Source organism: Stenotrophomonas sp. 169 (assembly GCF_014621775.1).
GTDB lineage: Bacteria > Pseudomonadota > Gammaproteobacteria > Xanthomonadales > Xanthomonadaceae > Stenotrophomonas.
The window spans coordinates 257,574-282,268 of the sequence record NZ_CP061204.1 but is presented as its reverse complement, the minus strand read 5'-3'; the positions used below and the strand labels follow the sequence as shown (position 1 = coordinate 282,268).

At 65.4% G+C, this 24,695-nt stretch carries 18 protein-coding genes; 6 read left to right on the top strand and 12 right to left on the bottom strand.

The genetic code is table 11. The annotated features are described in order from the left end of the window. Positions 1 to 94 precede the first annotated feature (94 nt). Entirely contained in the window at positions 95 to 1,309 is a 1,215-nt protein-coding gene (locus ICJ04_RS01080; protein ID WP_188325734.1) for an FAD-dependent oxidoreductase, read from the top strand. Positions 1,310 to 1,393: 84 nt separating this feature from the next. On the opposite strand, the gene ICJ04_RS01075 is transcribed toward ICJ04_RS01080, so the two are convergent. The 4 genes from ICJ04_RS01075 to ICJ04_RS01060 form a co-directional block, all read right to left on the bottom strand. Continuing rightward, positions 1,394 to 2,413 carry a ribonucleotide-diphosphate reductase subunit beta gene (locus ICJ04_RS01075; protein WP_188325733.1) on the bottom strand — a complete coding sequence of 340 codons (1,020 nt, stop codon included), beginning with the start codon at positions 2,411 to 2,413 and terminating at the stop codon, positions 1,394 to 1,396. Positions 2,414 to 2,478: 65 nt separating this feature from the next. Next, complete coding sequence (locus ICJ04_RS01070) at positions 2,479 to 4,875, bottom strand: ribonucleoside-diphosphate reductase subunit alpha (protein ID WP_188325732.1); 2,397 nt, start codon at positions 4,873 to 4,875, stop codon at positions 2,479 to 2,481. 620 nt (positions 4,876 to 5,495) lie between these two features. Next, on the bottom strand, positions 5,496 to 6,596 hold the full coding sequence (gene zapE, locus ICJ04_RS01065) for a cell division protein ZapE (RefSeq protein WP_188325731.1): 1,101 nt from the start codon (positions 6,594 to 6,596) through the stop codon (positions 5,496 to 5,498). Further along, positions 6,593 to 7,267, bottom strand: coding sequence for an alpha/beta fold hydrolase (locus ICJ04_RS01060; RefSeq protein ID WP_188325730.1), 675 nt, complete (start codon positions 7,265 to 7,267; stop codon positions 6,593 to 6,595). Before ICJ04_RS01060 ends, zapE begins: the two co-directional genes overlap by 4 nt. A 45-nt stretch (positions 7,268 to 7,312) precedes the next feature. On the opposite strand from ICJ04_RS01060, the gene ICJ04_RS01055 reads away from it, so the two are divergent. Continuing rightward, the gene (locus ICJ04_RS01055; RefSeq protein ID WP_188327159.1) at positions 7,313 to 8,167 is read left to right on the top strand and encodes an EamA/RhaT family transporter; all 855 of its coding nucleotides are present in this window, start codon (positions 7,313 to 7,315) and stop codon (positions 8,165 to 8,167) included. A 99-nt stretch (positions 8,168 to 8,266) separates the two neighbouring features. Here ICJ04_RS01055 and ICJ04_RS01050 read toward each other — a convergent pair whose 3' ends face one another. From ICJ04_RS01050 to ICJ04_RS01040, 3 genes are all read right to left on the bottom strand, one after another. Beyond that, on the bottom strand, positions 8,267 to 9,730 hold the full coding sequence (locus tag ICJ04_RS01050) for an ExeM/NucH family extracellular endonuclease (protein WP_188325729.1): 1,464 nt from the start codon (positions 9,728 to 9,730) through the stop codon (positions 8,267 to 8,269). 117 nt (positions 9,731 to 9,847) lie between these two features. Next, on the bottom strand, positions 9,848 to 10,366 hold the full coding sequence (locus ICJ04_RS01045) for a c-type cytochrome (RefSeq protein ID WP_188325728.1): 519 nt from the start codon (positions 10,364 to 10,366) through the stop codon (positions 9,848 to 9,850). A 264-nt stretch (positions 10,367 to 10,630) separates the two neighbouring features. Further along, complete coding sequence (locus ICJ04_RS01040) at positions 10,631 to 11,269, bottom strand: TetR/AcrR family transcriptional regulator (RefSeq protein WP_188325727.1); 639 nt, start codon at positions 11,267 to 11,269, stop codon at positions 10,631 to 10,633. Between the two features lie 143 nt (positions 11,270 to 11,412). On the opposite strand from ICJ04_RS01040, the gene ICJ04_RS01035 reads away from it, so the two are divergent. Genes ICJ04_RS01035 through ICJ04_RS01025 form a run of 3 tightly spaced genes read left to right on the top strand, consistent with a single transcriptional unit; the run spans position 11,413 to position 16,205 of the window. Next, positions 11,413 to 12,576 carry an isovaleryl-CoA dehydrogenase gene (locus tag ICJ04_RS01035; protein WP_188325726.1) on the top strand — a complete coding sequence of 388 codons (1,164 nt, stop codon included), beginning with the start codon at positions 11,413 to 11,415 and terminating at the stop codon, positions 12,574 to 12,576. Between the two features lie 9 nt (positions 12,577 to 12,585). After that, a complete protein-coding gene (locus ICJ04_RS01030; RefSeq protein ID WP_188325725.1) occupies positions 12,586 to 14,196 on the top strand; it encodes a carboxyl transferase domain-containing protein in 1,611 nt (536 codons plus the stop codon). Positions 14,197 to 14,222: 26 nt separating this feature from the next. Continuing rightward, positions 14,223 to 16,205 (top strand): acetyl/propionyl/methylcrotonyl-CoA carboxylase subunit alpha, encoded by a 1,983-nt coding sequence (locus ICJ04_RS01025; RefSeq protein WP_188327158.1) that lies wholly within the window; start codon positions 14,223 to 14,225, stop codon positions 16,203 to 16,205. A 61-nt stretch (positions 16,206 to 16,266) separates the two neighbouring features. Here the strand turns inward: ICJ04_RS01025 and ICJ04_RS01020 are convergent, their stop codons facing one another. Beyond that, entirely contained in the window at positions 16,267 to 17,454 is a 1,188-nt protein-coding gene (locus ICJ04_RS01020; protein ID WP_188325724.1) for a putative peptide maturation dehydrogenase, read from the bottom strand. 161 nt (positions 17,455 to 17,615) lie between these two features. Between ICJ04_RS01020 and ICJ04_RS01015 the strand changes: the two genes are divergently transcribed. After that, entirely contained in the window at positions 17,616 to 17,903 is a 288-nt protein-coding gene (locus ICJ04_RS01015; protein WP_188325723.1) for an NHLP-related RiPP peptide, read from the top strand. Positions 17,904 to 17,918: 15 nt separating this feature from the next. On the opposite strand, the gene ICJ04_RS01010 is transcribed toward ICJ04_RS01015, so the two are convergent. From ICJ04_RS01010 to aceB, 4 genes are all read right to left on the bottom strand, one after another. Continuing rightward, entirely contained in the window at positions 17,919 to 20,408 is a 2,490-nt protein-coding gene (locus ICJ04_RS01010) for a putative peptide modification system cyclase (RefSeq protein ID WP_188325722.1), read from the bottom strand. 13 nt (positions 20,409 to 20,421) lie between these two features. Next, on the bottom strand, positions 20,422 to 21,465 hold the full coding sequence (locus ICJ04_RS01005) for a GGDEF domain-containing protein (protein WP_188325721.1): 1,044 nt from the start codon (positions 21,463 to 21,465) through the stop codon (positions 20,422 to 20,424). 187 nt (positions 21,466 to 21,652) lie between these two features. Continuing rightward, a complete protein-coding gene (gene aceA / locus ICJ04_RS01000; RefSeq protein WP_188325720.1) occupies positions 21,653 to 22,945 on the bottom strand; it encodes an isocitrate lyase in 1,293 nt (430 codons plus the stop codon). Positions 22,946 to 23,002: 57 nt separating this feature from the next. Continuing rightward, entirely contained in the window at positions 23,003 to 24,640 is a 1,638-nt protein-coding gene (gene aceB, locus ICJ04_RS00995; protein ID WP_188325719.1) for a malate synthase A, read from the bottom strand. Between the last annotated feature and the right edge of the window lie 55 nt (positions 24,641 to 24,695).

Sequence of the window (24,695 nt, the reverse complement as noted above, 5' to 3'; positions counted from 1 at the left end):
ATTTTTTCAATGATACTGCAATGCGTGAGCCCCTTCTCTTGAGAACCAGCCGATCCGTGCAGAAACTCGGACCCCTGGACGAGGAGGGCGAAACATGAAGCGACGTGCGCTACTTGCCGGCACTGCGGCTGCGTTGATCACCAGCGTGCCGTCCTCTCTTCTTCCCCGGGCGGTACAGGCACAGCCCGCTCATCGTCACCGGAATGCGACCTTACCTCCGCAATGCCCGCACGACTGCAGTCTGGTCGCCGCCCTACAGGCGCATGTTGACCTGATAACCCGGGTAAATACCTGCAGGCGTCCGTTCCGTCATGCTGGACCGCGGATCGAAGCAGAAAAGATCGGTGAAAAGCTGATCATCCACAACTATGGTCATGGCGGAAGCGGCTGGTCACTGTGCTGGGGGTCCAGCCGACAGGCGCTGGGCCTGGCGCAGGCAGCATCCTCGGGCAACGTCGATTCCATGGCAGTTGCCGGATGCGGACCGTTGGGGCTCAGTGCTGCGTTGCTGGCACAGCGTGCGGGTATCTCCGTCCGCATCTACGCCAAGGCATTGCCCCCCACCATCGCTTCCTTGGGTGCCACCGGCCTGTGGTCGCCTGACTCCCGCTTCTGTGCTTCGGACTACGGTGATGACTGGACCCGCGCTTGGAATGACATGGCGAACTTCTCATTCCAGGAACATTCCCAAGCGATCGCACAGCCGGGCATGTCAGTGGAATGGTTCAATGGCTACAGGCTGTCGCACAACTCATTGCGCGACGACGACCGTTCCTTCGAGGCGCTACCGTACGCAATGGACGAACCGCGTTACGCGAAGTTCGCCAGCAACTTTCTCCCCCCATCGGTTGAACTGCCTCCCGGCAGCCATCCTTTTCCATTGCCTCATGCACGCTGCTTCACGGGGATGATGTTCAATCTCCCTCTTTACGCGCAGGCATTGATGGATGAGTTCCTGGCGCGTGGGGGGCGCATCGAGATCCGTGAATTCCGCTCTCTGGGCGAGCTGGCGGCTCTGCCTGAGAACGTGGTCATCAATGCCACAGGCTACGGCGCCAGAGCATTGGTCGGGGATGAGTCCGTCATTCCCGTCAGAGGGCAAACCGTGCGTCTATCGGTACAGCCCGCCGTACGCTATGCGCTGCGTTCCGGCCGCTTTCTGGTCATGCCACGTCGTGACGGGATACTCGTGCAGAACGTCGCGGAGACAGGCGGCTTCAATAATGCAGATGACACCCCGGACCGGACCGGAGCAGAAGATATCGTGCGCGAGCTGCAAGCCGTTACCGAAGGCATGCGATGTGCATGAACCCATCGAGCCGAATGGTGAAGCCTGGACGCACAAGGCCCCGGTCTGGTGCCGGGGCCTTGAAATCACGCAGAAACGATCAGGTCAGAAGTTCATGTCGAAGGCGACTTCGCCCTTCACGCCGACCTGGTACGCCGAAGAACGGCGCTCGAAGAAGTTGGTCAGCTCCTGCACGTCCTGCAGTTCCATGAAGGACAGCGGGTTGCGCACGTTGTACTTCTTGTCCATGCCCAGGCGATGGAAATGGTTGTCGGCGCAGTGCTGCAGGTACTGGCGCATGTCGCGGGTGGAAATGCCCGCCACGCCGCCGGACAGCACGTCTTCGGCGAACTGCACTTCACATTCGATCGCTTCGGCCAGCATGTCGTACACCTGCTGCTTCATCGCATCGTCGAACAGATCCGGCTCTTCTTCGCGGATGACGTCCACGCACTCGAAGGCGAACTCCATGTGCGCGCTTTCATCGCGGAACACCCAGTTCGTACCCGACGCCAGGCCGTTGAGCAGGCCGCGCGAACGGAAGTAGTACACGTAGGCGAACGCAGCAAAGAAGAACAGACCTTCGATGCAGGCGGCGAAGCAGATCTGGTTGAGCAGGAACTGACGACGCTGGTCGCGCGTTTCAATGCGGCGCAGGTCCTGGATCGAGTCGATCCACTTGAAGCAGAAGTCGGCCTTCTTCTTGATCGAGTCGATGTTCTCCACCGCGGCGAAGGCTTTGACGCGCTCGTCCGGATCCGGCAGGTAGTTGTCGAGCAGGGTCAGGTAGAACTGCACGTGCAGCGCTTCTTCATACAGCTGGCGCGACAGGTACATGCGCGCTTCGGGCGCATTGAGATGCTGGTACAGGTTCAGCACCAGATTGTTGGACACGATCGAATCGCCGGTGGCGAAGAACGCGACCAGGCGGTGGATCAGGTGGCGGTCGGCCGGCGACATCTTGCTGTGCAGGTCGCTGATGTCGATCTGGAAGTTGATCTCTTCCACCGTCCAGGTGTTCTTGATCGCGTTCCGGTACATCTCATAGAACTGCGAGTAGCGCATCGGACGCAGGGTCAGTTCGAAACCTGGGTCGAGCAGCATCTGGGTGGGTTTATCGGCCATGGGTGTTTCCTGGGTTTACGGGTAAAAACGCCGAGCAGGGCTCGGCGTTACATCGGTGCTGCGTATTACTGGCACGCCTCGCAGCTTTCCGGATTCTCCAGCGAGCAGGCCACGGCATCGACCGGATCGACGGCCGCGACGTGCGTGCTGACCGTGGTCTTGGCGATCTTGGTGGCCGGACGCGAACGCAGGTAGTAGGTGGTCTTGATGCCCTGCTTCCAGGCGTACATGTACATGGAGGACATCGCGCCGATGTTCGGGCTTTCCATGAACAGGTTGAGCGAGGCGGACTGGTCGATGAAGGCACCGCGCTCGGCAGCCATGTCGATCAGCGAACGCATCGGCAGTTCCCACGCGGTGCGGTAGACGTGGCGCAGCGTTTCCGGGATCTGCATGATGCCCTGGATGGAGCCTTCGGCCAGCTTGATCGCATCGCGCATTTCCGGCGTCCAGTGGCCCAGCTTCTTCAGCTCGGTCACCAGGTAACGGTTGATCTGCAGGAAGTCGCCGGACAGCGTTTCGCGCTTGAACAGGTTGGACACCTGCGGCTCGACGCACTCGTAGCAACCGGCGATCGAGGCGATGGTGGCGGTCGGTGCGATCGCGATCATCAGCGAGTTGCGCAGGCCGTGCTCCTTGATGCGCTCACGCAGGGCATCCCAGCGTGCGGTGTCTTCCGGCACCACGTTCCATGCATCGAACTGCAGCTCGCCGCTGGCCGCACGGGTGTCGGCGAAGGACGGATGCTTGCCGCGCTCCTGCGCCAGCTCGCACGAGGTTTCCAGGGCATGGAAGTAGATGCTTTCGGCGATCTTCTTCGACAGCGCGCGGGCTTCGACACTGTCGAACGCCAGGCGCTTGCGGAAGAACACGTCCTGCAGGCCCATGCAGCCCAGGCCGACCGGACGCCAGCGCAGGTTGCCGCGGCGTGCCGATTCGATCGGGTAGAAGTTCAGGTCGATCACGCGATCCAACTGGCGGATGGCCAGGCGCACGGTGTCGGCCAGCTTGTCGAAGTCGAACTCGCCGTGGCTGTCGAAATGGTTGCCCAGGTTGATCGAGCCCAGGTTGCACACCGCGGTCTCTTCGGCCGAGGTGACTTCCAGGATTTCGGTGCACAGGTTGGACAGGTGGATCACGTTGCCCGCACGCAGGGTCTGGTTGCTGGCGCGGTTGCACTTGTCCTTGAAGGTCATCCAGCCGTTGCCGGTCTCGGCCAGGGTGCGCATCATCCGCGAGTACAGCTTGCGCGCGGAGATGGTGCGGTTGGCCTTGCCCTGCGCTTCGGCCTGCACATAGGCGGCTTCGAAGGCTTCGCCGAACAGATCGGTGAACTCCGGCACGACGCGCGGATCGAACAGCGACCATTCCTGGTCGGCCTCGACACGCTTCATGAACAGGTCCGGGATCCAGTTGGCCAGGTTCAGATTGTGCGCACGGCGCGACTCGTCACCCGTGTTGTCACGCAGTTCGAGGAAATCCTCGATGTCGGCGTGCCAGCTTTCCAGGTACACACAGGCCGCGCCCTTGCGCTTGCCGCCCTGGTTCACGGCCGCGACCGACGAATCCATGGTCTTCAGCCACGGCACGATACCGTTGGAGTGGCCGTTGGTGGACTTGATCAGCGAGCCACGCGAACGCACGCGGGTGTAGCTGACGCCGATGCCGCCGCTGAACTTTGACAGCTGGGCGATGTCGCCGTACTTGGAATAGATGGACTCCAGCGAATCCTGCGGCGAGTCCAGCAGGAAGCACGAGGACAGCTGCTCGTGGGTGGTGCCGGAGTTGAACAGCGTCGGGCTGGACGGCAGGTAATCCAGGTTGCCCATGCGCTTGTACAGCGCCAGGGTTTCCAGCACGTCTTCGCTCAGCGCGCTGGCGATGCGCAGGAAGAACTGCTGCGGGGTCTCGATCACCTTGCGGGTATGCGGGTGGCGCAGCAGGTACCGGTCGTACAGGGTGCGCAGGCCGAAGTAATCGAAGTGCAGGTCGAGCGTCGGATCAATGGCATCGTTGAGCTTGCGTGCGTTGGTCTGCACGAAGCCCAGCAGGCGATCGTTGATCAGGCCCACTTCGTGGCCACGGCCGACCGACTGCGAGAACGCGTGGATTTCCTGGCCGGACACTTCCTTGGCGATGTAGTTGGCCAGCAGGCGCGCGGCCAAGCGGCCGTACTCCGGCTCTTCGCCGATCAGCAGCGCTGCGGTGCGGATGGACAGCTCGTCCAGTTCCTGGGTGGTCGCGCCGTTGTACAGGCCGGAAATGGTGCGGGTGGCCACGCGCATCGGGTCCACCGAATGCAGGCCCTCGGAAGAACGCTGCACCGCGCGCACGATCTTGTTCAGATCCACCAGCTCGGTCGTGCCATTGCGCTTGGTCACACTCATGGTGTTCGAAGTCGGCGGCGACGTAAGCAGGAACTCGCTTTCCTTGTCGATGGTGGCACTGGTTTCGCTGGTCACGGCGGGTGGTCCTCTGAGCGTGAGATGGGATGCACGGCGCGCCTGGGCAGGCACGTTCCGGTGCGGATCCGACAGAATGGGGTGAGGGTGTCGCAACAGGCGCGACAGTGACGGAAATGACCGCGCACCGCTCCCTGCAAAACCCGTCACACGATCAGAGATCACGCAGCCAGCGCCGCACATGTGCATGAGCGGCTGTCGGTAAAACGGAAGTGCTCCCGTAGGTACCGTTGCGGGGCAGTGCCGGGACCTCTGATGACAGGGGTTCCGGGCGTCCCGTCTGCACCGGTGACTTGGGGTCACCGGAACCGACGGCCACAAGATAGTGGGGTCCAAGGGGTGCGTCAACGCCAAATGTAGGGAATTGACCCAATCCCTTGCAGCGCAAGGACCGCTCCATTCCGACCCCCCGGCGCGGCGGGGACCCCGCCAGAATCGGCTGCGCAGTCAAGGCCGGAAGTCGTCTTTTTGACGCGACAGCGGGGTCCAACCAACGCAACAATCCGCCCTCACGCCACGTGCACAAAGCTGGCTGTGCAACCAAAAAGGGGACGGAGGGGATTAAGTCGCAAACGGCCAGAAGGCGGCCGTTTGCGACTTAATCCCCTCCGTCCCCTTTTTCAGGCTTTGTGCGGGGTGCCGAGGTACTCGGCGCTCTGCATTTCGATCAGGCGCGAGGCGGTGCGCTCGAAGGCGCCCTGCAGGCGGGTGCCGGTGTACAGCTCGATCGGTGAGGTGGTGGCGGTGCAGACCAGGTTGACGTGGCGGTCGTACAGTTCATCGATCAGATTGACGAAGCGGCGTGCGGCGTCTTCGTTGTTGCGGTCGAACGCCGGGATGCCGCCGAGCAGAAGGGTGTTGAACTCCTGGGCGATCTCGATGTAATCCGACGGCCCGCGCGGCCCTTCGCACAGCGCCGTGAAATCGAACCAGGCGATGCTCTTGCCACGGCCCCGTACCGGGATCTTGCGGCCTTCGATCTCGATGTTGCCGGCCTTTGCCGGCTGGCCCCCGCTGAGGTCAGCCCAGCGCGTGCCCAGCCAGTCGTCGCTGTCAGACGCCAGCGGCGCGCGGTATACCGGCGACCGGGTCAGCGCGCGCATGCGGTAGTCCTCGGTGCCTTCAGCGTACAGCTCCACGCAATAGCGCTGCAGCAGCCCGATGGCCGGCAGGAAGCTGTCCCGCTGCAGGCCATTGAGGTACAGGTTTTCCACTGCGGTATTGGACGTGGTCACCAGGGTTACGCCCTCGGCGAACATACGCTCCAGCAGCCGGGCCAGCAGCATGGCATCGCCGATGTCGGTGACGAAGAACTCGTCCAGCACCAGCACGCGCAGCTTGCTGCGCCATTCCTGCGCGATCTTCGCCAGCGGGTCGCTCTGCCCCTGATGCTCGCGCAGGCGCTCGTGGATGCCGCGCATGAAACGGTGGAAGTGCGTGCGGTACTTCTGCTGGATCGGCAGCCCGTCGTAGAACAGGTCGACCAGGAAGGTCTTGCCGCGCCCTACCCCACCCCAGAAGTACAGGCCTTTGACCGCCTCGGGCTTCTTGAAGAAGGAGGACAGCCGGTCCAGCCAGCCGTCGTCGGCATCTTCCAGCAGCGCCAGGTGGATGCGATCCAGCTCGGCCAGCGCTGCGTGCTGGGCCACATCGTCCTGCCACTCACCGCGCGCCACGCCGTCGGCGTACCGCAGCGACGGCGTCATCACCGCCTCGCTCATGCCGCCGGATCCGCTTGTACCGGCAGCCAGCGCTTCACCCCATGGGTGATCGCACCGCGCAGGTCGATCAGCTTGCGGTGGAAGAAGTGGCTGGTGTCCGGCATGCGCACCAGCTCGTGCGGTGCGTCCACGGTCTCCAGCCAGTCATACACGGCCTGCGGGTCGACGATTTCGTCCTGCTCGCCCTGGATCACCAGCCACTGGGCAGGCGGCTGGATGCCGCTGAAATCCCAGCGTCCGGCCGGCGGCGCGATGGAGACCAGCGCCTGCGGCTGCACGTCGGCGGTTGCTTTCAACGAAACGAAGGCGCCGAAGCTGAAGCCCACCAGCCACAGCTGGTCATCCGGGCGCTGCTCGCGCACCCAGGCCACGACGGCTTTCAGGTCGTCCTGTTCGCCATCGCCGTGGTCAAAGCTGCCGGCCGATTCGCCAACGCTGCGGAAGTTGAAGCGCACGGTGGTGACACCAAGATCGCGCAGCGTGTTGGCGGCCATGGTGACCACCTTGTTGTGCATCGTGCCGCCCTCGGTGGACAGCGGATGGCAGACAATGGCGGTCACCGGCTGGACCGGCACCTCCGGCTTGGGCAGATCGACCGCTACGTCCAGCGGACCCACTGGGCCGGCAAGGACAAGGGTGTCTGATTGCGTGGGGAAAGAGGGATTGCGCATGGCAACATGATAGCGTCCCCCACCCGTCCCCTGCGCCCGACCCCCATGCTCTTCCTCGTGTTTGCGGTGATCTGCAGCGTTCTGGTGTCGGTGGTGCTGAAACTCGCACGCCGCCGGCAGCTGGATATCAGCCAGATGGTGACCTGGAACTATCTCGTCGCTGCCAGCCTGAGCGCCCTGCTGCTGCGACCCTCGCTGGACTCGCTGACCCACGGTCATGCGCCGTGGGGCGCTCTGCTGGCCTTGGCGGTGATCCTGCCGACGATCTTCCTCGTGCTGGGCCGCGCCGTGGCGCAGGCCGGCATCGTGCGCAGTGACGTGGCGCAGCGCCTGTCACTGCTGCTGTCATTGGCGGCCGCATTCGTCTTCTTCGGTGAACAGGCCGGCCCGTTACGGCTGGGGGGCCTGGCCATCGGCCTGCTGGCCATCGCGGCGATCACCGCGCGCAGCGGCAGCGCCGACCGGCAGTCAGCTGGCAGCTGGCGCTGGTTGTTGGGGGTGTGGGTCGGCTTCGCGCTGGTGGACATTCTGTTGAAGAAGGTCGCGCTGTCCGGCACGCCCTCGATGGCAGCCCTGCTGGTGTGTTTCAGCCTCGCGTTCGCGCTGATGCTGGCGGTGCAGTCGTGGCGCCATGTCACGGGCCGCAGCCGGATGGCATGGCGCAATCTTGCCGGCGGCGCCCTGCTGGGCCTGCTGAACTTCGGCAACATCCTGTTCTATGTCCGCGCGCATCAACATCTGTCGGACAGCCCGGCCACGGTATTCGCTGGCATGAACATCGGCGTGGTGGTGCTGGGCGCGCTGGTCGGTGTGTTCGTGTTCGGCGAGCGCACCAGCGGCTGGAACCGCGCAGGGTTGGCACTGGCGGTGGTGGCGATTGCGATGATCGCGCTGGGCTGAGGTACCGCGCGACACGGCACGGGCACGCAGGGCACGCGCACCATGCGATCGCCGGGGGCGCCGAGCGTGACTCGGCGCTACCGGGCGTTGTGCGAGGAGTCAGCCGTCGAAGCCCAACAGCAGGGGATCGTGATCCGAGCTGCGCCAGGCACCCTCCACGTTGCGCTTCTGGTACCCACTGGCATCCATCTCATCGGCATTGATGTGCCATTCCGCCGCACCTTTCAGCCGCTTGGCCATGCCGGCATTCAACAACGCGTGATCCAGGCGCCCGCTGAAGCCGTTGTACACATAACTGTAAGGGCGCTCCACCCGCGCCACGGAGAAGGCATCCTGCCAACCGGCGCTGCGCAGCGTGCGGATCGGGTCTTCCATCGCATAGGCGTTGAAGTCGCCCAGCAGGACGGCATCGCGCGTGCCGGTGCCGGTCGGGTCGCCCTTCATCCACGCATCCAGCTTCTGCGCCGACATCACCCGCGTGGCGTTCCAGCAGCCCTGGCCATCATCGCGGTCGGCATCCGGTGCCACCGCGTCCCGGCAACCCTTCGACTTGAAGTGGTTGGCGACCACCATGAAGGGAGCCCCGCCCGCTGTTGCCCGGAAGGCCTGCGCCAGCGGCGCCCGGCTGTGCTCGGCGAAGGGCCCGCCTTCCAGGGTGGCCGGCTTGCCCACCGGCGTCACGCGCCCGGCGCGGTAGATGATGCCCACCCGGATCGGATTGTCACCCGGCCCCTTGCCCGCATCGACGAAGCGCCAGTCACCCGGACTGCCCGACGCCGCATTGAGCGCCTCCACCAGTGTGGAGATGGCCGAGCGTGGTCCGTAGCCATCGTTTTCCAGTTCCATCAACGCGGCGACGTCGGCATCCAGCGGGCCGATCGTGGCGATGAGCTTCTTGAGCTGGGCCTGGTGTTCTTCCAGCGTGCGCGCGCCGCGCAGCGTCGGGAAGCCACCCCCTTCCCCGTCACCATTGAAGAAGTTTTCCAGGTTGAACGCAGCCACCTTCAAGGCGCCGTCCACCGCCGGTGCGGCCGGACGCTGCAGCGGCGGCAGCGCCAAGGCACGCCCCAACTGGAGGCTGGGGCGACCCTGTGCATCCACGCGTACCCGACCTTCCACGCCGCGCAGCGACATGCCGGTGCGCAGCACGGCGTCGGTGGCCAGATAGGGCACCTGCTGCGGGTCACGGGCATCGCTGCCGTCATCAAGCAGCAGGCGGCGACGCTGGTTGTCCGCCACCACCTGGCTGTAGCCCGCCGTGCCCGGCGCGGCCACTTCCGTGGGCTGCCAGAGACGACCTTCGAAGGCCACGGTGAGCTGGCCGAAACGTTCCAGACCGTCGGTGCCCGCCAAGGTCAGGGGGGCAGCGATGCGCACGTACTTGCCGTCCAGTGCGCGCCAGTCGCTGGGGGCACGGGCAAGGGTGATCGTCGCGCCGTCCGCGCTCGCCAACTGGCCGGGCATCGCCTGCGGCACGGGCTGCGGCTGCGCCGTCTGCTGCGGCTGGGCAAACGCGGGAGAAACGGACAAAGCCACGGCAAGGGCAAGCAGGCAACGACGCATCGACAACGGCTCCAGACAGTTACAGCGGCAACGGAAGGGGTAGGCCGCCACTGTAACCACAAAACATGAAAGCCTGATGCGTCATGGGACCAGCGGCCACAGGCGGCATGGTCGGCCCTATTTCAGGTTGCCGATCATCCAGTCGACCGTGGCATGCATCTGGGCTTCGGTCAGCGCCGGGTTTCCGCCCTTCGGCGGCATGATGCCGCCATCCGGGCCGGTGTAGCCCTCGATGGCATGCTTGTAGAGGGTTTCCTTGCCCTGCGCGATGCGCGCATCCCAGTGCGAATGATCCAGCGTGGGGGCCAGGCCGACACCGGTGGTGTGGCAGGCCGTGCACAGGTTGTCGTAGATCACTTTGCCGTCGGTGGTGCCGCCATACGCGACCTGCGAAGCCGCCTTGGCCACAGCGGCTGCCTGCGCGGATGCCTGGGCTGCCGCGCCGGTGCTGCCCGCATACACCGCGCCCGCCGGGGCGATGCGTTGCTCGGTGCGTTTGGCCGCCGTGGGCGATACCTCCGCTGGGATCCGGGTATGCAACCACGCGGCCAGCAGGATCAACCCCAGGGTGATCATGACCAACAGGCCGATGATCATGGAAAAGCGTTTCAGGAACTCAAGATCATGATTCCGCACTCTTCGTTACCCCTGGCTGATAGTCGGTGGACCATGGCTGAGCGAATGAGCCTGCCGGCCGAGTATAGAACGCTGTTCATCGGCAACAACAGCGCAGTGCAGCAAAGCGTCGCAGGTGGGGTCGCGGGTACGGGCGCGAGGTAGAGCCGACTTCAGTCGGCTGCACCAGGCGGAACGGCGCCGCTGCGCTCGCCGAGCATGGCTCGGCGCTACCGGCTGCGGTGGGGGAGCAGCGCCGCTGCGCTCGCCGAGCATGGCTCGGCGCTACCGGGGGGCAGGCGCGTTACCGTCAGGGGCGGGGGCACCGGCCGCGCGCAGGCAGAAGGCGCTGATCGAATCGGCCAGGGCGTGTTCGTCGCGCGGCGTCTGGCGGCTGGGGGCGGTGGGGCCGACCAGGGCCTCGGTGAACGCGCCGACGATACAGGCGGCGGTGACGTCCACGTCCTGCGCAGGGAAAGCCCCGGTGGCCATGCCGTCCTGCACCAGCCGACGGAATACGTCACCGAAGCGCCGCCGCCCGCGCATGCGCTCGGCTTCGACCTCCGGGTCAACCGGTTCCACGATGAAGGCGTGCGCCAGCCCAGGTCCGGCCAGCGCGCGACGCACGAAGGCGGTAATCGCCAGCCGCAGCCGCTGCGGGGCCGGCTCAGTGCCCGCCGCGATGCCTTCCAGGATCTGGACCTCATGCTCCACCGCCGCGCTGAGCACTTCCACGAACAGTTCGGCCTTGGACGGAAAGTGCCGGTAGATCAGCCCCGTCGACACCCCCGCCTGGGTCGCAACGGCGGTCACCGGCGCATTGCGGTAGCCGCCGGCCGCCACCAGTTCGCGGGCTGCCAGCAGGATCCGCTCGCGCGCTCCCGCCATCCGTTCTTCCATCAGCGGGGAGCGTTTGTAGGCCATGGGATGATTGTAGATTCAATTTTTGAACTTGTGTTCACTTTTTAGCCGATCGGGCGTAGGCTGGATCCATCGCCTGTGCGGGCCACCTGCCTGCTCCCCCGCCGGCGCGCCCCCTTTCCAACCGTTGTCGTGGAGTCGCCCGCATGCACGTTCCTTCCCTCAACTTCGACCTTGGCGAAGACATCGACCTGCTGCGCGAGAGCGTGGCCCAGTTCGCCGCCGCCGAGATCGCCCCGTTGGCCGCGCACGCCGATGAAACCAACCAGTTCCCGCTGGCCCTGTGGCGCAAGCTCGGCGAGCAGGGCCTGCTCGGCATGACCGTGGAAGAGGAATACGGCGGCACCGGCATGGGCTACCTGGCCCACGTGGTGGCGATGGAAGAAGTCTCGCGCGCCTCCGGCGGCATCGGCCTGTCCTACGGCGCGCACTCCAACCTGTGCGTCAACCAGCTGCGCAAGAACGGCACCGAAGCGCAGAAGCAGCGCTTCCTGCCGGGCCTGTGCAGCGGCGAACTGGTCGGTGCGCTGGCCATGAGCGAGCCGGGTGCCGGGTCGGACGTGGTGTCGATGAAGCTGCGTGCGGAAAAGCGCGGCGACCACTACGTGCTCAACGGCAACAAGATGTGGATCACCAACGGCCCGGATGCCGACGTGCTGGTGGTCTACGCGAAGACCGACATGAATGCCGGCGCGAAGGGCATCACCGCCTTCCTGGTGGAAAAGGGCATGAAGGGCTTTACCACCGCGCAGAAGCTGGACAAGCTCGGCATGCGCTCCTCGCCGACCAGCGAGCTGGTGTTCCAGGACTGTGAGGTACCGGTGGAGAACGTGCTCGGCCAGGAAGGCAGTGGCGTGCGCGTGCTGATGTCCGGGCTGGATTACGAACGCGTGGTGCTGTCCGGCGGTCCACTGGGCCTGATGGCCGCGGCGATGGACGTGGTGATGCCCTACGTACACGAGCGCCACCAGTTCGGCGAAGCCATCGGCAGCTTCCAGCTGATCCAGGCCAAGATCGCCGATATGTATGTCGGCCTGGGCGCTTGTCGCGCCTACGTCTATGCGGTGGCACGCGCGTGCGACCAGGGCCGCACCACGCGCCAGGATTCGGCCGGCGCGATCCTGTATGCCGCCGAGAAGGCCACCTGGCTGACCGGCCAGGCGATCCAGATCCTGGGCGGCAACGGCTACATCAACGAATACCCGACCGGACGCTTGTGGCGCGACGCCAAGCTGTATGAGATCGGCGCGGGCACCTCGGAAATCCGCCGCATGCTGATCGGTCGCGAACTGTTCCAGCGCACGCTGTAAGGGCCTCCCATGAGCATACTGAGCACCCAGCTGCAGGCAGGCAGCGATACCTTCGAAGGCAACCGCAGCGCCATGCAGGCGGTGGTCGATGACCTGCACGCCACCCTGGCGCGCACCGCGCTGGGCGGCAGCGAAGCGGCCCGCAACAAGCACACCGCACGCGGCAAGCTGTTGGTCCGCGATCGCATCGATGCCCTGCTCGACCCGGGCAGTGCCTTCCTGGAAATCGCCCCGCTGGCCGCGCACGGCATGTATGACGATGCGGTGCCCTGTGCTGGCGTGGTGGCCGGCATCGGCCGGGTGAGCGGCGTGGAATGCGTGATCGTGGCCAACGATGCCACGGTCAAGGGCGGCACCTATTACCCGATGACGGTAAAGAAGCACCTGCGCGCGCAGGAGATTGCCGAGCAGAACCGCCTGCCCTGCATCTACCTGGTGGACTCCGGTGGCGCCTTTTTGCCACTGCAGGATGAGGTTTTCCCGGATCGCGATCATTTCGGCCGCATCTTCTACAACCAGGCCAACCTGTCCGCACAGGGCATTCCGCAGATCGCCTGCGTGATGGGCAGTTGCACCGCCGGCGGCGCCTATGTGCCGGCGATGAGCGATGAAACGGTGATCGTACGCGAGCAGGGCACCATCTTCCTCGGCGGCCCGCCGCTGGTGAAGGCCGCCACCGGCGAAGTGGTGAGCGCCGAAGACCTGGGCGGTGCGGATGTGCATACCCGCCTGTCCGGCGTGGCCGACCACATGGCCGACAACGACCTGCAGGCCCTGGCGCGGGTGCGGGCGATCATTGCCCAGCTCAACTGGCGCAAGCCCGAGCCGGCCATGGCGTTGCAACCGCCGCAGGAACCGCTGTTCCCGGCACACGAGCTGTACGGGGTGATCCCGGCCGACACGCGCAAGCCGTTCGACGTGCGCGAGGTGATTGCGCGCCTGGTCGATGGCTCGCGCTTCGATGAGTTCAAGCCACGCTATGGCAGCACCCTGGTCACCGGGTTTGCTCATCTGCACGGCTATCCGGTGGGCATCATCGCCAACAACGGCATCCTGTTTTCAGAGTCCGCCCTGAAAGGGGCGCACTTCATCGAGCTGTGCACCCAGCGCAACATCCCGCTGGTGTTCCTGCAGAACATCACCGGCTTCATGGTCGGACGCAAGTACGAACAAGGCGGCATCGCCAAGGATGGCGCCAAGCTGGTGATGGCCGTCGCTTGCGCCAAGGTGCCGAAGTTCACCGTGGTCATCGGCGGCTCGTTCGGTGCCGGCAACTACGGCATGTGCGGGCGCGCGTATTCGCCCAACTTCCTGTGGATGTGGCCCAACGCACGCATCGGCGTGATGGGCGGCGAGCAGGCAGCCAGCGTGCTGGCCACGGTCAAGCGCGACGGCATCGAAGCCAAGGGAGGCGCGTGGGCCGCCGAGGAAGAGGACGCCTTCAAGGCACCGATCCGCGACCAGTTCGAGCGCCAGGGTCATCCCTATTACGCCAGCGCGCGCCTGTGGGACGACGGCATCATCGATCCGGCCGACACCCGCCGCGTGCTTGCCCTGGCCCTGTCGGCCAGCCTCAACGCCCCGGCCCGCGAGACACGCTTCGGCGTGTTCCGCATGTGACCTGCGCCATGACCGAGCACTCCACCATGTTCAACAAGATCCTCATCGCCAACCGCGGCGAGATCGCCTGCCGCGTCATCGCCACCTGCCGCGCGCTGGGCATCGCCACCGTGGCGGTGTACTCCGACGCGGACCGCAACGCACGTCACGTGCGCCTGGCGGACGAGGCGGTTGCGATCGGCCCGGCGCCCGCCGCGGAGAGCTACCTGCGTGCCGAGGTGATCCTCGACGCAGCGCGGCGAACGGGCGCGCAGGCAATCCACCCCGGCTACGGCTTCCTGTCCGAGAACGCCGCCTTTGCCGATGCCTGCGCAGCGGCCGGGATCGTGTTCATCGGCCCACCGGCCAGCGCGATCCGTGCAATGGGCGACAAGAGCGCGGCCAAGGCGCTGATGCAACAGGCCGGCGTACCGCTTACCCCCGGCTACCACGGCGACAACCAGGACCCCCAGTTCCTGCGCGGGCAGGCGGATGCCATCGGCTACCCCGTGCTGATCAAGGCCAGCGCCGGCGGCGGCGGCAAGGGCATGCGTCGCGTGGACGACAGCGCAGCCTTCATCGACGCCCTGGCCAGTTGCCAGCGCGAAGCGCGCTCGGCCTTCGGCAACGAGCACGTGCTGGTTGAAAAGTACGTCCTGCGCCCGCGCCACATCGAAATACAGGTGTTCGGTGACCGTCACGGCGACGTCGTCCATCTGTTCGAGCGCGACTGCTCGGTGCAGCGCCGCCACCAGAAAGTGCTGGAGGAAGCCCCTGCCCCGGGCATGACGGCGGAACGTCGCGCCGCGATGGGCAAGGCAGCCGTCGATGCAGCGCGCGCGGTGGGCTACGTCGGTGCGGGCACGGTGGAGTTCATCGCCTCGCCGGACGGCGATTTCTATTTCATGGAAATGAACACCCGCCTGCAGGTGGAGCATCCGGTCACCGAGTTCATCACCGGCACCGACCTGGTGGCATGGCAACTGCAGGTGGCCGCTGGCCAGCCCCTGCCCAAGCGCCAGGACGAGCTGGCCATCCACGGCCATGCACTGGAGGCGCGGCTGTACGCCGAAGACGCCGACAAGGGCTTCCTGCCCTCGATCGGCACGCTGCGCCACCTGCGCCTGCCCACCCCGACGGCAAACGTGCGGGTGGATACGGGCGTCGAGGAAGGCGACACCATCACCCCGTTTTACGACCCGATGATCGCCAAACTGATCGTCTGGGACATCGATCGTGACGCGGCACTGCGCCGCATGCAGCAGGCATTGGCCGACTGCCAGGTGGTGGGCGTGACCACCAACGCCGGCTTCCTGCGACGGCTGGTGGGGACCGCATCCTTCTCGCAGGCGAAGTTGGACACGGCGCTGATCGAACGCGAGCAGGAGGCCTTGGCCGCGCCCGCGGCAGGCGACGAATCGCTCTGGGCGCTGGCTGCCATCGCTGCCGCTGTCACCACACCCACTGCACGTGTGGATGCGCGCGATGCGCAGTCACCGTGGCAGGCGCAGGATGGCTGGCGGATCGGTGCGACCGCCGCCCGCACCTTGCCGCTGCAGCAGGGCGAGCGCGAGCATGTCGTGCGCGTGACCGTGCAACCGGGCGGCTGGCAGGTTCAGCGTGACGCAGAGCCCGCCGTGAGGGTCCAGGGTTCGTTCAATGACGGCCACCTGGTTGTGGTCGTGCAGGAACAGCGCCTGCGTGTGGGCGTGCAGCGCGATGGCGTGCAGGTGTATCTGTTCACCGCGCAGGGCCAGCAGCGCTACACCGTGCACGACCCGGTGGGGGAATCCGAACAGGCCAGCGCCGATGCCGGCAGCCTGTTGGCGCCGATGCCCGGCAAGATCGTCGCCACCCTGGTGGAGCCGGGCAGCAAGGTCACCCGCGGCACGCCGCTGGTGGTGCTGGAGGCGATGAAGATGGAGCACACGCTGGCGGCACCGGCCGATGGCACGGTGCACGGGTACCGCGCGAAGGCGGGCGAGCAGGTGGGAGACGGCGCGGTGCTGGTGGATTTCGAGGCGGCGTGATGCAAGCTGCTCCGAAGAACCTGTCGCGTTGATCCGAGTGGAGGCGGCTGCAGCAGACGGCTCAGCCGCCTGTCTGCTTGATGCTCAGCGATCCGTTCGTCCACACGTGTCCAGCAGGATCCAGTTCTGCGGTGGCCTGTTCACCCGAGCGCCAACCAAAGCCGCAGACCGCCAGCGCGCCATCCGCCATGGGATCCAGCCCCAGCAGGGTTTCGATCTCAGCCTCATTGATCGCCGCCGTGACGAAAGCCCCCAGACCCTGCCGTGTCGCTGCCGTGTAGAACGCTTGGGATATATGCCCGGCGTCGAGGATCACGGCCCTGTAGGCCTTTGCGTGGTTACGGTATTTCCAGAAATTTCGCTGGAAGCGGCAGACAAGCACAACCTGCACATGCGCGTTGGCAAACCAGTGCTGTCCTGAGAGAAGCTTGGTCGAAAAGGCGGCCAGATCGGCAGGCTGCTCGGGAAGCCTCGCCAGCTCATGCGCCATCGCGTGATAGTGGTACAGGCCATCCTCCAGCCCTTCTATGCCCCGCGCGACGATGAATGCCTCGAGCGGGTGCATGCTCCCCGCGGAAGGCACGTTTTTCTTCAGGAAGTGGACGCCGGGTTCTGTCTCCACGGTGGCCTGTGCCATCAGGACCTGCTGGAGCACGTCAGATACGGTCTGCAGGGGCAGACTGCGGGCAGCGTCGTAATTCCGGCAGGTAGCGCGTTCCTGAAGCAGGATGTCAGGCGGCGCTGCAGGCCGAAGCGGCAGAGAAATGGCCCCTGCCGCACGAGGTGGCCATGCAGGCGGCGGCGGTCCGAGCTGCCTGACCAGGTCCTGCGCGGTCACCATCTGCCGATCCTCCATTTCCGCAACACTATCCGTTGCGCTCCAGCGCGAATGCCGGTAATGGATCGCTGAAAGTGGCCACCAGTGTGCACTGCGCACGCGTCCATCGGAGGCGTGATGATCTGCATGAGCCGGATCATCGCTTACCAACAGCCCGCGATCGAGCAGACCCAACACCTGACGTCGAGACGATTCCTCTTCTGGAACGGATTGCCAGATCGTCGGGCTCAGCATCAGCAGGAGCGCACAGTCATCACGATCAACCACGCATGGGTCGTCCAAGTGGGCAGCCCGCACCTGCAACGACTGCTCCGCGGTTACACCCGTTGTGCCAGCAAGAACCCCCGCAAGATCGAACACGTGTGACTCAACGGTCTCGACAACCAGTGCCGCGCAGCGACGAAAGCGCATTCAAAAAGCTCGATGGCGATTGACGCGGATAGGGTAGCCGAGCCGGTGACAGACGTGGTCACGCCGCAGACGAAATCGATCGGGAGAATCTGCAGGAGTCATCCATCAATTGTCAGCAGGCTTGGCCGCTATATAGGTTTCTCCCACCTGCAGAGTCCGACATGACCGCTTCGCCGACCCTACCCCCCGCTCTTGTCCAGCAGCTCCTTCAACTGCTGTCCTCCGACGATCTCTTCCGCAGCTCGTTCGCCTCCAATCCCGGCGATGCGTTGGTCGGGCTGGGCGCCGATGCGTCGTTCGGTGTGCTCTGCTGCGATCCACTTCCTTCGTTGGGAACCAAGGACGAGTTCGCTCAGGCGGAGCTGCAATTGGCTGAGCGCCTTGAAGTACAAGGTCCGTTCAACGTGCCCTTCCTGTTCCTGAGCGGGCTGCCTGGCCTGAACGGCTGAAACACCGACGATGTTTCACGTCGCGGGCTGGACTGCCTTGGCAGCCAGCCTGCGCATGTCGCCAATATTGAGCGCCAGCAGCACATAGCCGCCCGCATCCTCCGCGAATGCGAGTCCGCGATGACCTTGCAACCACCTCGCCTGATTGGCAGACTCGGGCTCATTACCCCTCGCCGCCGCAACGTCGTGCGCCAGTACTCGCCACTGGTACAGCGTCCCCGCTGGAACCAGGGACATCTGGGCCGTCGCTCTTTCCAGGTCGCCCTCGTCCAGCGCCATCCGTGCGCCCAGCATCGCACTGAGCTCATGCACACGCGGATCGTCGTCCTGCTGTCCCGCCAGCACCTGAAGTCTTGCCAGCTGCTTGGGAATGGCAGAACCGTGCCCAGCACGCACGGCCTGATAGGCAATGCCAAGTGCTACCAACGTAAGGTGCCGGCTTGACGCGGTCCGGGGAACATCCGCTTCCGCCACTGCTGCGTCGAGCAGTTTCCGGTACTGGACTGCAGCGGTGGGGTGCCCCTGCTGATCTTCCCAAGCGGCGGCCTGCGCCCGACTTACGCTGCACATCTCTGCAACGGTCCGGCACTGAGTAACGGCCTCTTCCGCCATCGCTGCGGCGCTTCCAGGCTTTCCCTGAAGGCCAAGAACCGCAGCATGCTCCAGACGCGTGCCCAGCGAAGGAGACGTCATGGCACTGAATCGGCTGTTCGCAGAGTCAAAATTCCCTTCAAGAGCAAGAAGCGCGGCCTCCAGTCCATCACCCCGCCATCCCGGCTGCCGCGCCGCCTCGTTGAGTAGACTTCTCGCTGCGGCCGTATTGCCATTGGCAAGGTGCACGCGTGCAATCCAGACAAGAACCTGGGCACGATACGGCTGCTGTCGACCCAGCAGCGGCGTTGCCGCGTCCAGTGCGAGATCGTAGGAACCGTAGGCAAACAGTGCTTTCGAGTAATTCATCCAGCCGGCACTGTCGTCCGGATAGAGCTCAGTAAGGAGCCGCCACTTTTCGGCTGTCTTTGCTGCCTGCTCACCCGTGAACTCCAACGCCCACGCATCCAGATACAGCTGATCTCGTGCAGTCAGCCGAGCGCGCCTGGTTCTGACCGTCTCGTAAAGTGCGGCGGCTTCTGCAAGATTTCCCATCGCATACTTGATGCGCATCTGGCCTACGTACGCAAACGCGAACTCAGGATCCAGACGGGTCGCTTGCTCGAAGAACATCACCGCATCGCTGTAACGTGCCTCTGCAAGCGCCTCCACTCCCTTGGCATAGGCGTGCAGCGCATCGAGATCAGCGGTCGCCACGGTCGGTAGCGGCTTGTGATCGGTCGACACATCGCGCATGGCTTCGCCCAGATCATCGCGCAACGATGCGACGACCTTGTCTGTCGAGGCGAGCACTGACTCCAGGCCATGGCCATCTGCGAACCGTGTGTACACCGTCTTTCCCGTCCGCGGATCAAGCACCTCGACGCTGATACGCACCTTGTTGTTTACTTCGAAGACGCTGGGGAGAAGTACGGCCCGCGCCCCCTCGCGGATCGCCACCTGCACGGCAAGATCCCTGTCGAGAGGCTGGCGCACAGGCTTCTGCATGAGCTGCAGTGTTTCGCGGACTTTGAGCTCGCTCAGGACGTTGACGAAACGCGACTGGCCCAGGCTCATGTAGAGCGCCTGCTGAAGGCCATCACCCAGCAGCGCGGTGGTGGTCCGGTTGTTTACATCGCCCAACACCACCCAGTCGCGCTCGACAAACGCAATCGCGGGTTGTGGGCGCAGCAGGAACCATCCTCCCACCAGCAGCACCATCGCAAACGTGGCCTCCGCCGCCATCGCCATCGGCCGGCGCCAGAACGGGATATCGCGCATGGCCTTCGGCGTCGGCCGCGGTCGGCCCACCGACGGCAACTCGGGCGTCGCCACGCCATGGACATCCATGGGCTGCGCCACGCCCTTGAAACGCCACCGGCCGTACGACTTCCACTTCAGCCCCTTGCCGACGTCACCCAAGCGATCGGTCGCGCGCCGCACCATCGACTCGGCGGTGGCCGACAGCAGCACCTGCCCCGGCCGCGCCAGCTGCATCAGGCGTGCGGCCATCGGCTTGGCCAGGCCTTCCACTTCCACCGGCTTGGAACCCAAGGCGATGGCCTCGGCGCTGTTGTCCCACAGGATCACCTCGCCCACGTGCAGGCCGGCCCGCGCGAACAGCGGCACGTGGTTGGCCTGGCCGAGCTGGCGCAGCCCCTGCTGGTAGTCCAGCGCGAATCCCAGCGCATCCACCGGGCGTTCGAACAGCAGGAACAGGCCATCGGAGCGATCGATCTGCTGGCCGCGCCAGCGCTGCTGCATGGCCAGCACCAGGCGATCGTGCTGCTGGAACAACTCTGCAGCGGCAGTGTCGCCAATGCGCTCCACCAGCGATGTGGAGTCCACCAGATCGGTGAACAACAACGCCCGCAGTTGCGGGACGTGGGGGGACGGTTCCTTGTCGCCGCGCATGGTCATTTCCGCCCTAGTCGCTGTCCGTCACATCATGCACCCATCGCAGCCGATCACCACCATCGCGCTTGGCCTGGTACAACGCGCGATCGGCATTGGCATACCACTCACTCCAGTCGGCGGTGGCATCGACCAGGCTGGCGCCGATGCTGAGATGGCACACATGCGGCGTACCATGGCTGCGTTCCAGCAGGCCGTGCACCGCGCTGAGCACGAACTCGGCGGCGTGCTGCACGATCTGCGCATTGGCCCGGCGCAGCAGCAGGCAGAACTCATCACCGCCCAGGCGGCAGGCCAGATCGTCGGCACCGGCCATCGAGCGCAGGATGTTGGCCACGCTCTGCAGCACGCGGTCGCCCGCCTGATGGCCGAACTGGTCGTTGATCTGCTTGAAGTGGTCGCAGTCGATCAGCAGCAGTCCCTGCGCGGGTCCCTCTTCGTGTCCGCGGCATTCCTGCAGGTACAGCGCCAGTCCACGCCGGTTGTGCAGGCCGGTCAGCTCGTCGGTACGCACCAGCTCGCGGGTGTGGCTGAGCTGGTGGGTGGTGACGTACAGGTTGTCCAGCGCTGTTTCGAGGTCATGGTTGCGGCGGCGCAGCTGGCTGATCAGTGCCTGCTCGTTGCCCACCACGCGCATGATGGTACGGCGCAGGAAATAAGCTACCAGCCCCGGCTCGCTTTCCACCAGCCGATGAAAGTCGACATGACCGAGTTCAAGGACTTCGGTATCGCAGGTCGCGCGCGCATCAGCACTGCGCAGGTGATCGCCGATCAGCAGGCCCAGCTCCCCGAAGAACTCGTTCGGGCCCAGCCGCTTCATCACCAGGTCTTCGCCGAAGTCGAGCTCGATGGCGCCTTCTGCGATGACGAACATGCTGCTGCCACGATGACCTCGGCGGAACAGGCAATCGCCATCACGCAGGCTGCGCTGGTTGGCGAAGCTGGCAAACAGGGCGAACTCTTCGGGACTCAGGACGGCGTGCACGATCTCAGCCATCGCCGTGGTGGCAATGCCTGTCCGTGCACACGCGTCTGCGACCGCACCCCTGCCGCTCATTCCCTGCCCCAGTGATCAGACTGCCCATTCTGAGGAGCGGAGCATAGCACCGCTTTCAACCGTGCGCTGCGTCTCAGTTTAGAGGGCCGGGCCCAATGATTTCAGCTAGTTGAAAGAAGGCGTCAGCGGCCCTGCCCGGGGCATGCCGGGCAGGGCTGACGGCCAGCAGCCGTCACTATCCTGATCGTCAGGCGGCGCGGCCGGCGCTGAACTGTTCTTCTTCGGTGGATCCGGTCAGCGCGGTGGTCGAGGACTGGCCCTGCTGGATCGCTTGGGTGACCGCATCGAAATAGCCAGTGCCCACCTCGCGCTGGTGCTTGACCGCTGTGAAGCCACGGTCGGCGGCGGCGAACTCGGCCTCCTGCAGCTCCACGAAGGCGCTCATCTGGCGGCGGGCGTAGCCGTGGGCCAGGTTGAACATCGAGTAGTTGAGCGCGTGGAAGCCGGCCAGGGTGATGAACTGGAACTTGTACCCGTACTTGGCAATCTCGGTCTGGAACTTCGCGATGGTGGCGTCGTCCAGGTTCTTCTTCCAGTTGAAACTGGGTGAGCAGTTGTAGGCCAGCAGCTTGCCCGGGAACCTGGCATGGATGGCTTCGGCGAACTGGCGGGCGAACTCCAGGTCCGGCTTGCCGGTCTCGCACCACACCAGGTCGGCATAGGGCGCGTAGGCCAAGCCGCGGCTGATGGCCTGATCCAGGCCGTTGCGGGTCTTGTAGAAGCCTTCGGTGGTGCGCTCGCCGGTGGCGAAGGGCTGGTCATTGGGGTCGATGTCGCTGGTCAGCAGGTCGGCTGCCTCGGCATCGGTGCGGGCCACCAGCAGGGTCGGCACGCCCAGCACATCGGCCGCCAGCCGAGCCGCGTTCAGTTTTTCAATGGCTTCCCGGGTCGGCACCAGCACCTTGCCGCCCATGTGGCCGCACTTCTTCACCGAGGCCAGCTGGTCTTCGAAATGCACCCCGGCAGCACCGGCTTCGATCATTGCTTTCATCAGCTCGAAGGCGTTGAGGACGCCGCCGAAGCCGGCCTCGGCGTCCGCTACGATGGGCTGCAGGAAGTCGATGTCATCCTTGCCTTCTGCATGGTGCAGCTGGTCGGCGCGCAGCAGCGTGTTGTTGATTCGCTTGACCACCGCCGGCACCGAATCGGCCGGGTACAGCGACTGGTCCGGGTACATCTGGCCAGCGAGGTTGGCGTCGGCGGCGACCTGCCAGCCGGACAGGTAGATGGCGTTCAAACCGGCCTTCACCTGCTGCATCGCCTGGTTACCCGTCAGCGCACCCAGCGCGTTGACGAACTCTTTTTCCTGCAGGTACGTCCACAGCTTCTCCGCCCCCAACCGCGCCAGCGAATGCTCCACGTGGACGGTGCCGCGCAGGCGCACCACGTCGGCGGCGGTGTAGTTGCGTTCAATCCCCTGCCAGCGGGGGTGGGTGTCCCAGTCGTGCTGGATCTGTTCGGCAGTGGGCAGCGTGCTCATGTCTATCTCCAGTTCGTCGGTGCTACAGCAGGAAGAAAAAGCGGGCGGGCGCAGGCATCAGTCGATGCGTGCGTAGGCCGGCAGGGTCAGGAAATCGTTGAGTTCATCGGCGCGGCTCAGCTCGGACAGCAGCGCGATGGCTTCGTCCACGCGGCCGCCACCGGGCAGTGCCGCGCGGTCACCCAGGCGGGCCGGCAGCTGCGCCAACGCGCTGTCCAGCAGCGGCGGGTCGATGGCCGTGCCGTCGTCCAGTTGCTGCCCGGGCGTGTGCAGCCACTGCCACAGCTGGCTGCGGCTGATCTCGGCGGTGGCGGCGTCTTCCATCAGGTTGTGGATCGGCACGCAGCCGTTCCCATCCAGCCAGGCCGCCAGGTAGCGCACGCACACTTCCACGTTGCCATCGAAGCCGGCACGCGTGATGGTGCCCGGCGGACGCGCGATCAACTGGTCGCGGTCCACGCGCACGTCCTGGCGCAGCACCTGCTGCTGGTTCGCGCCGGGCATGTGGTCATCGAAGATGGCCATCGCCACCGGGATCAACGCCGGGTGCGCCACCCAGGTGCCGTCGTGGCCGGCCGTGACCTCGCGCAGCTTGTCTGCCCGCACGCGGGCCATCGCCTGTTCGTTGGCGGCCGCATCGTTGCCGATCGGGATCTGCGCAGCCATGCCGCCCATCGCATGTGCACCGCGCCGGTGGCAGGTCTGGATCAGCAACTCCGAATAGGCCTTCAGGAACGGCTGGGTCATGGTCACCTGGCCACGATCCGGCAGCACCTTGTCGGCATGCCGGCGGAACGTCTTCAGGTACGAGAAAATGTAATCCCAGCGGCCGCAGTTCAGGCCGACGATGCGCTCGCGCAGGGCGTGCAGGATCTCGTCCATTTCGAACACCGCCGGCAGCGTTTCGATCAGCACGGTGACCTTGATCTGCCCCTGCGGCAGGCCCAGCATGCCTTCGATGTGCGAGAGCGCGGTTTCCCACAGCGCGGCTTCTTCCATGCTCTGCAGCTTGGGCAGGTAAAAGTACGGGCCGCGGTCGTTGGCCATCAGCGTGCGGGCGTTGTGGTAGGCGAACACCGCCGCATCGAACAGCCCACCGGCCAGCCGCTGGCCATCCACGAGCACGTGTTTTTCGTCCAGGTGCCAGCCGCGCGGGCGCACGATCAGCACCGCGCGCTCTTCATAAGGACGCAGCGTGTAGTGCTTGGCCGGCTTGCTGCCGCTCGCCGGGGCGGTGAACTGCAGGTCGCCGCGCACCGCGCCGATCAGCGACTGCTGGCCAGCCAGCAGGTTGCGCCAGGTCGGTGCCGTGGCGTCCTCGAAGTCGGCCATGAACACCTTGGCCCCGGAGTTCAGCGCGTTGATGACCATCTTCGGGTCGGTCGGCCCGGTGATCTCCACGCGGCGGTCCAGCAGCGCCGTCGGCAGCGGTGCCACCTTCCAATCCTCCGCACGGATCGGCGCGGTATCGGCGCGGAAGTCCGGCAGACCGCCTTGGTCGAAGAACGCCTGACGCTGCACGCGGGCGGCCAAGCGGGCCTGGCGACCCGGCTCGACGGCGCGGTGCAACGACACCAGCAGCGCCAGCAGCGGGGCAGGCAGCAGGGCGGCCTGGCCGGCCACCTGGGTGGTCAGCGAGATCCCGGGCGTCGGCTTGGCGGGCGGCGATGGAAGAGCAGTAGCAACGGCAGGCATCGGGACACTCCTGGATCGAGGGACGCCCCTACCGTGACGTGCCGGCAATGTATTT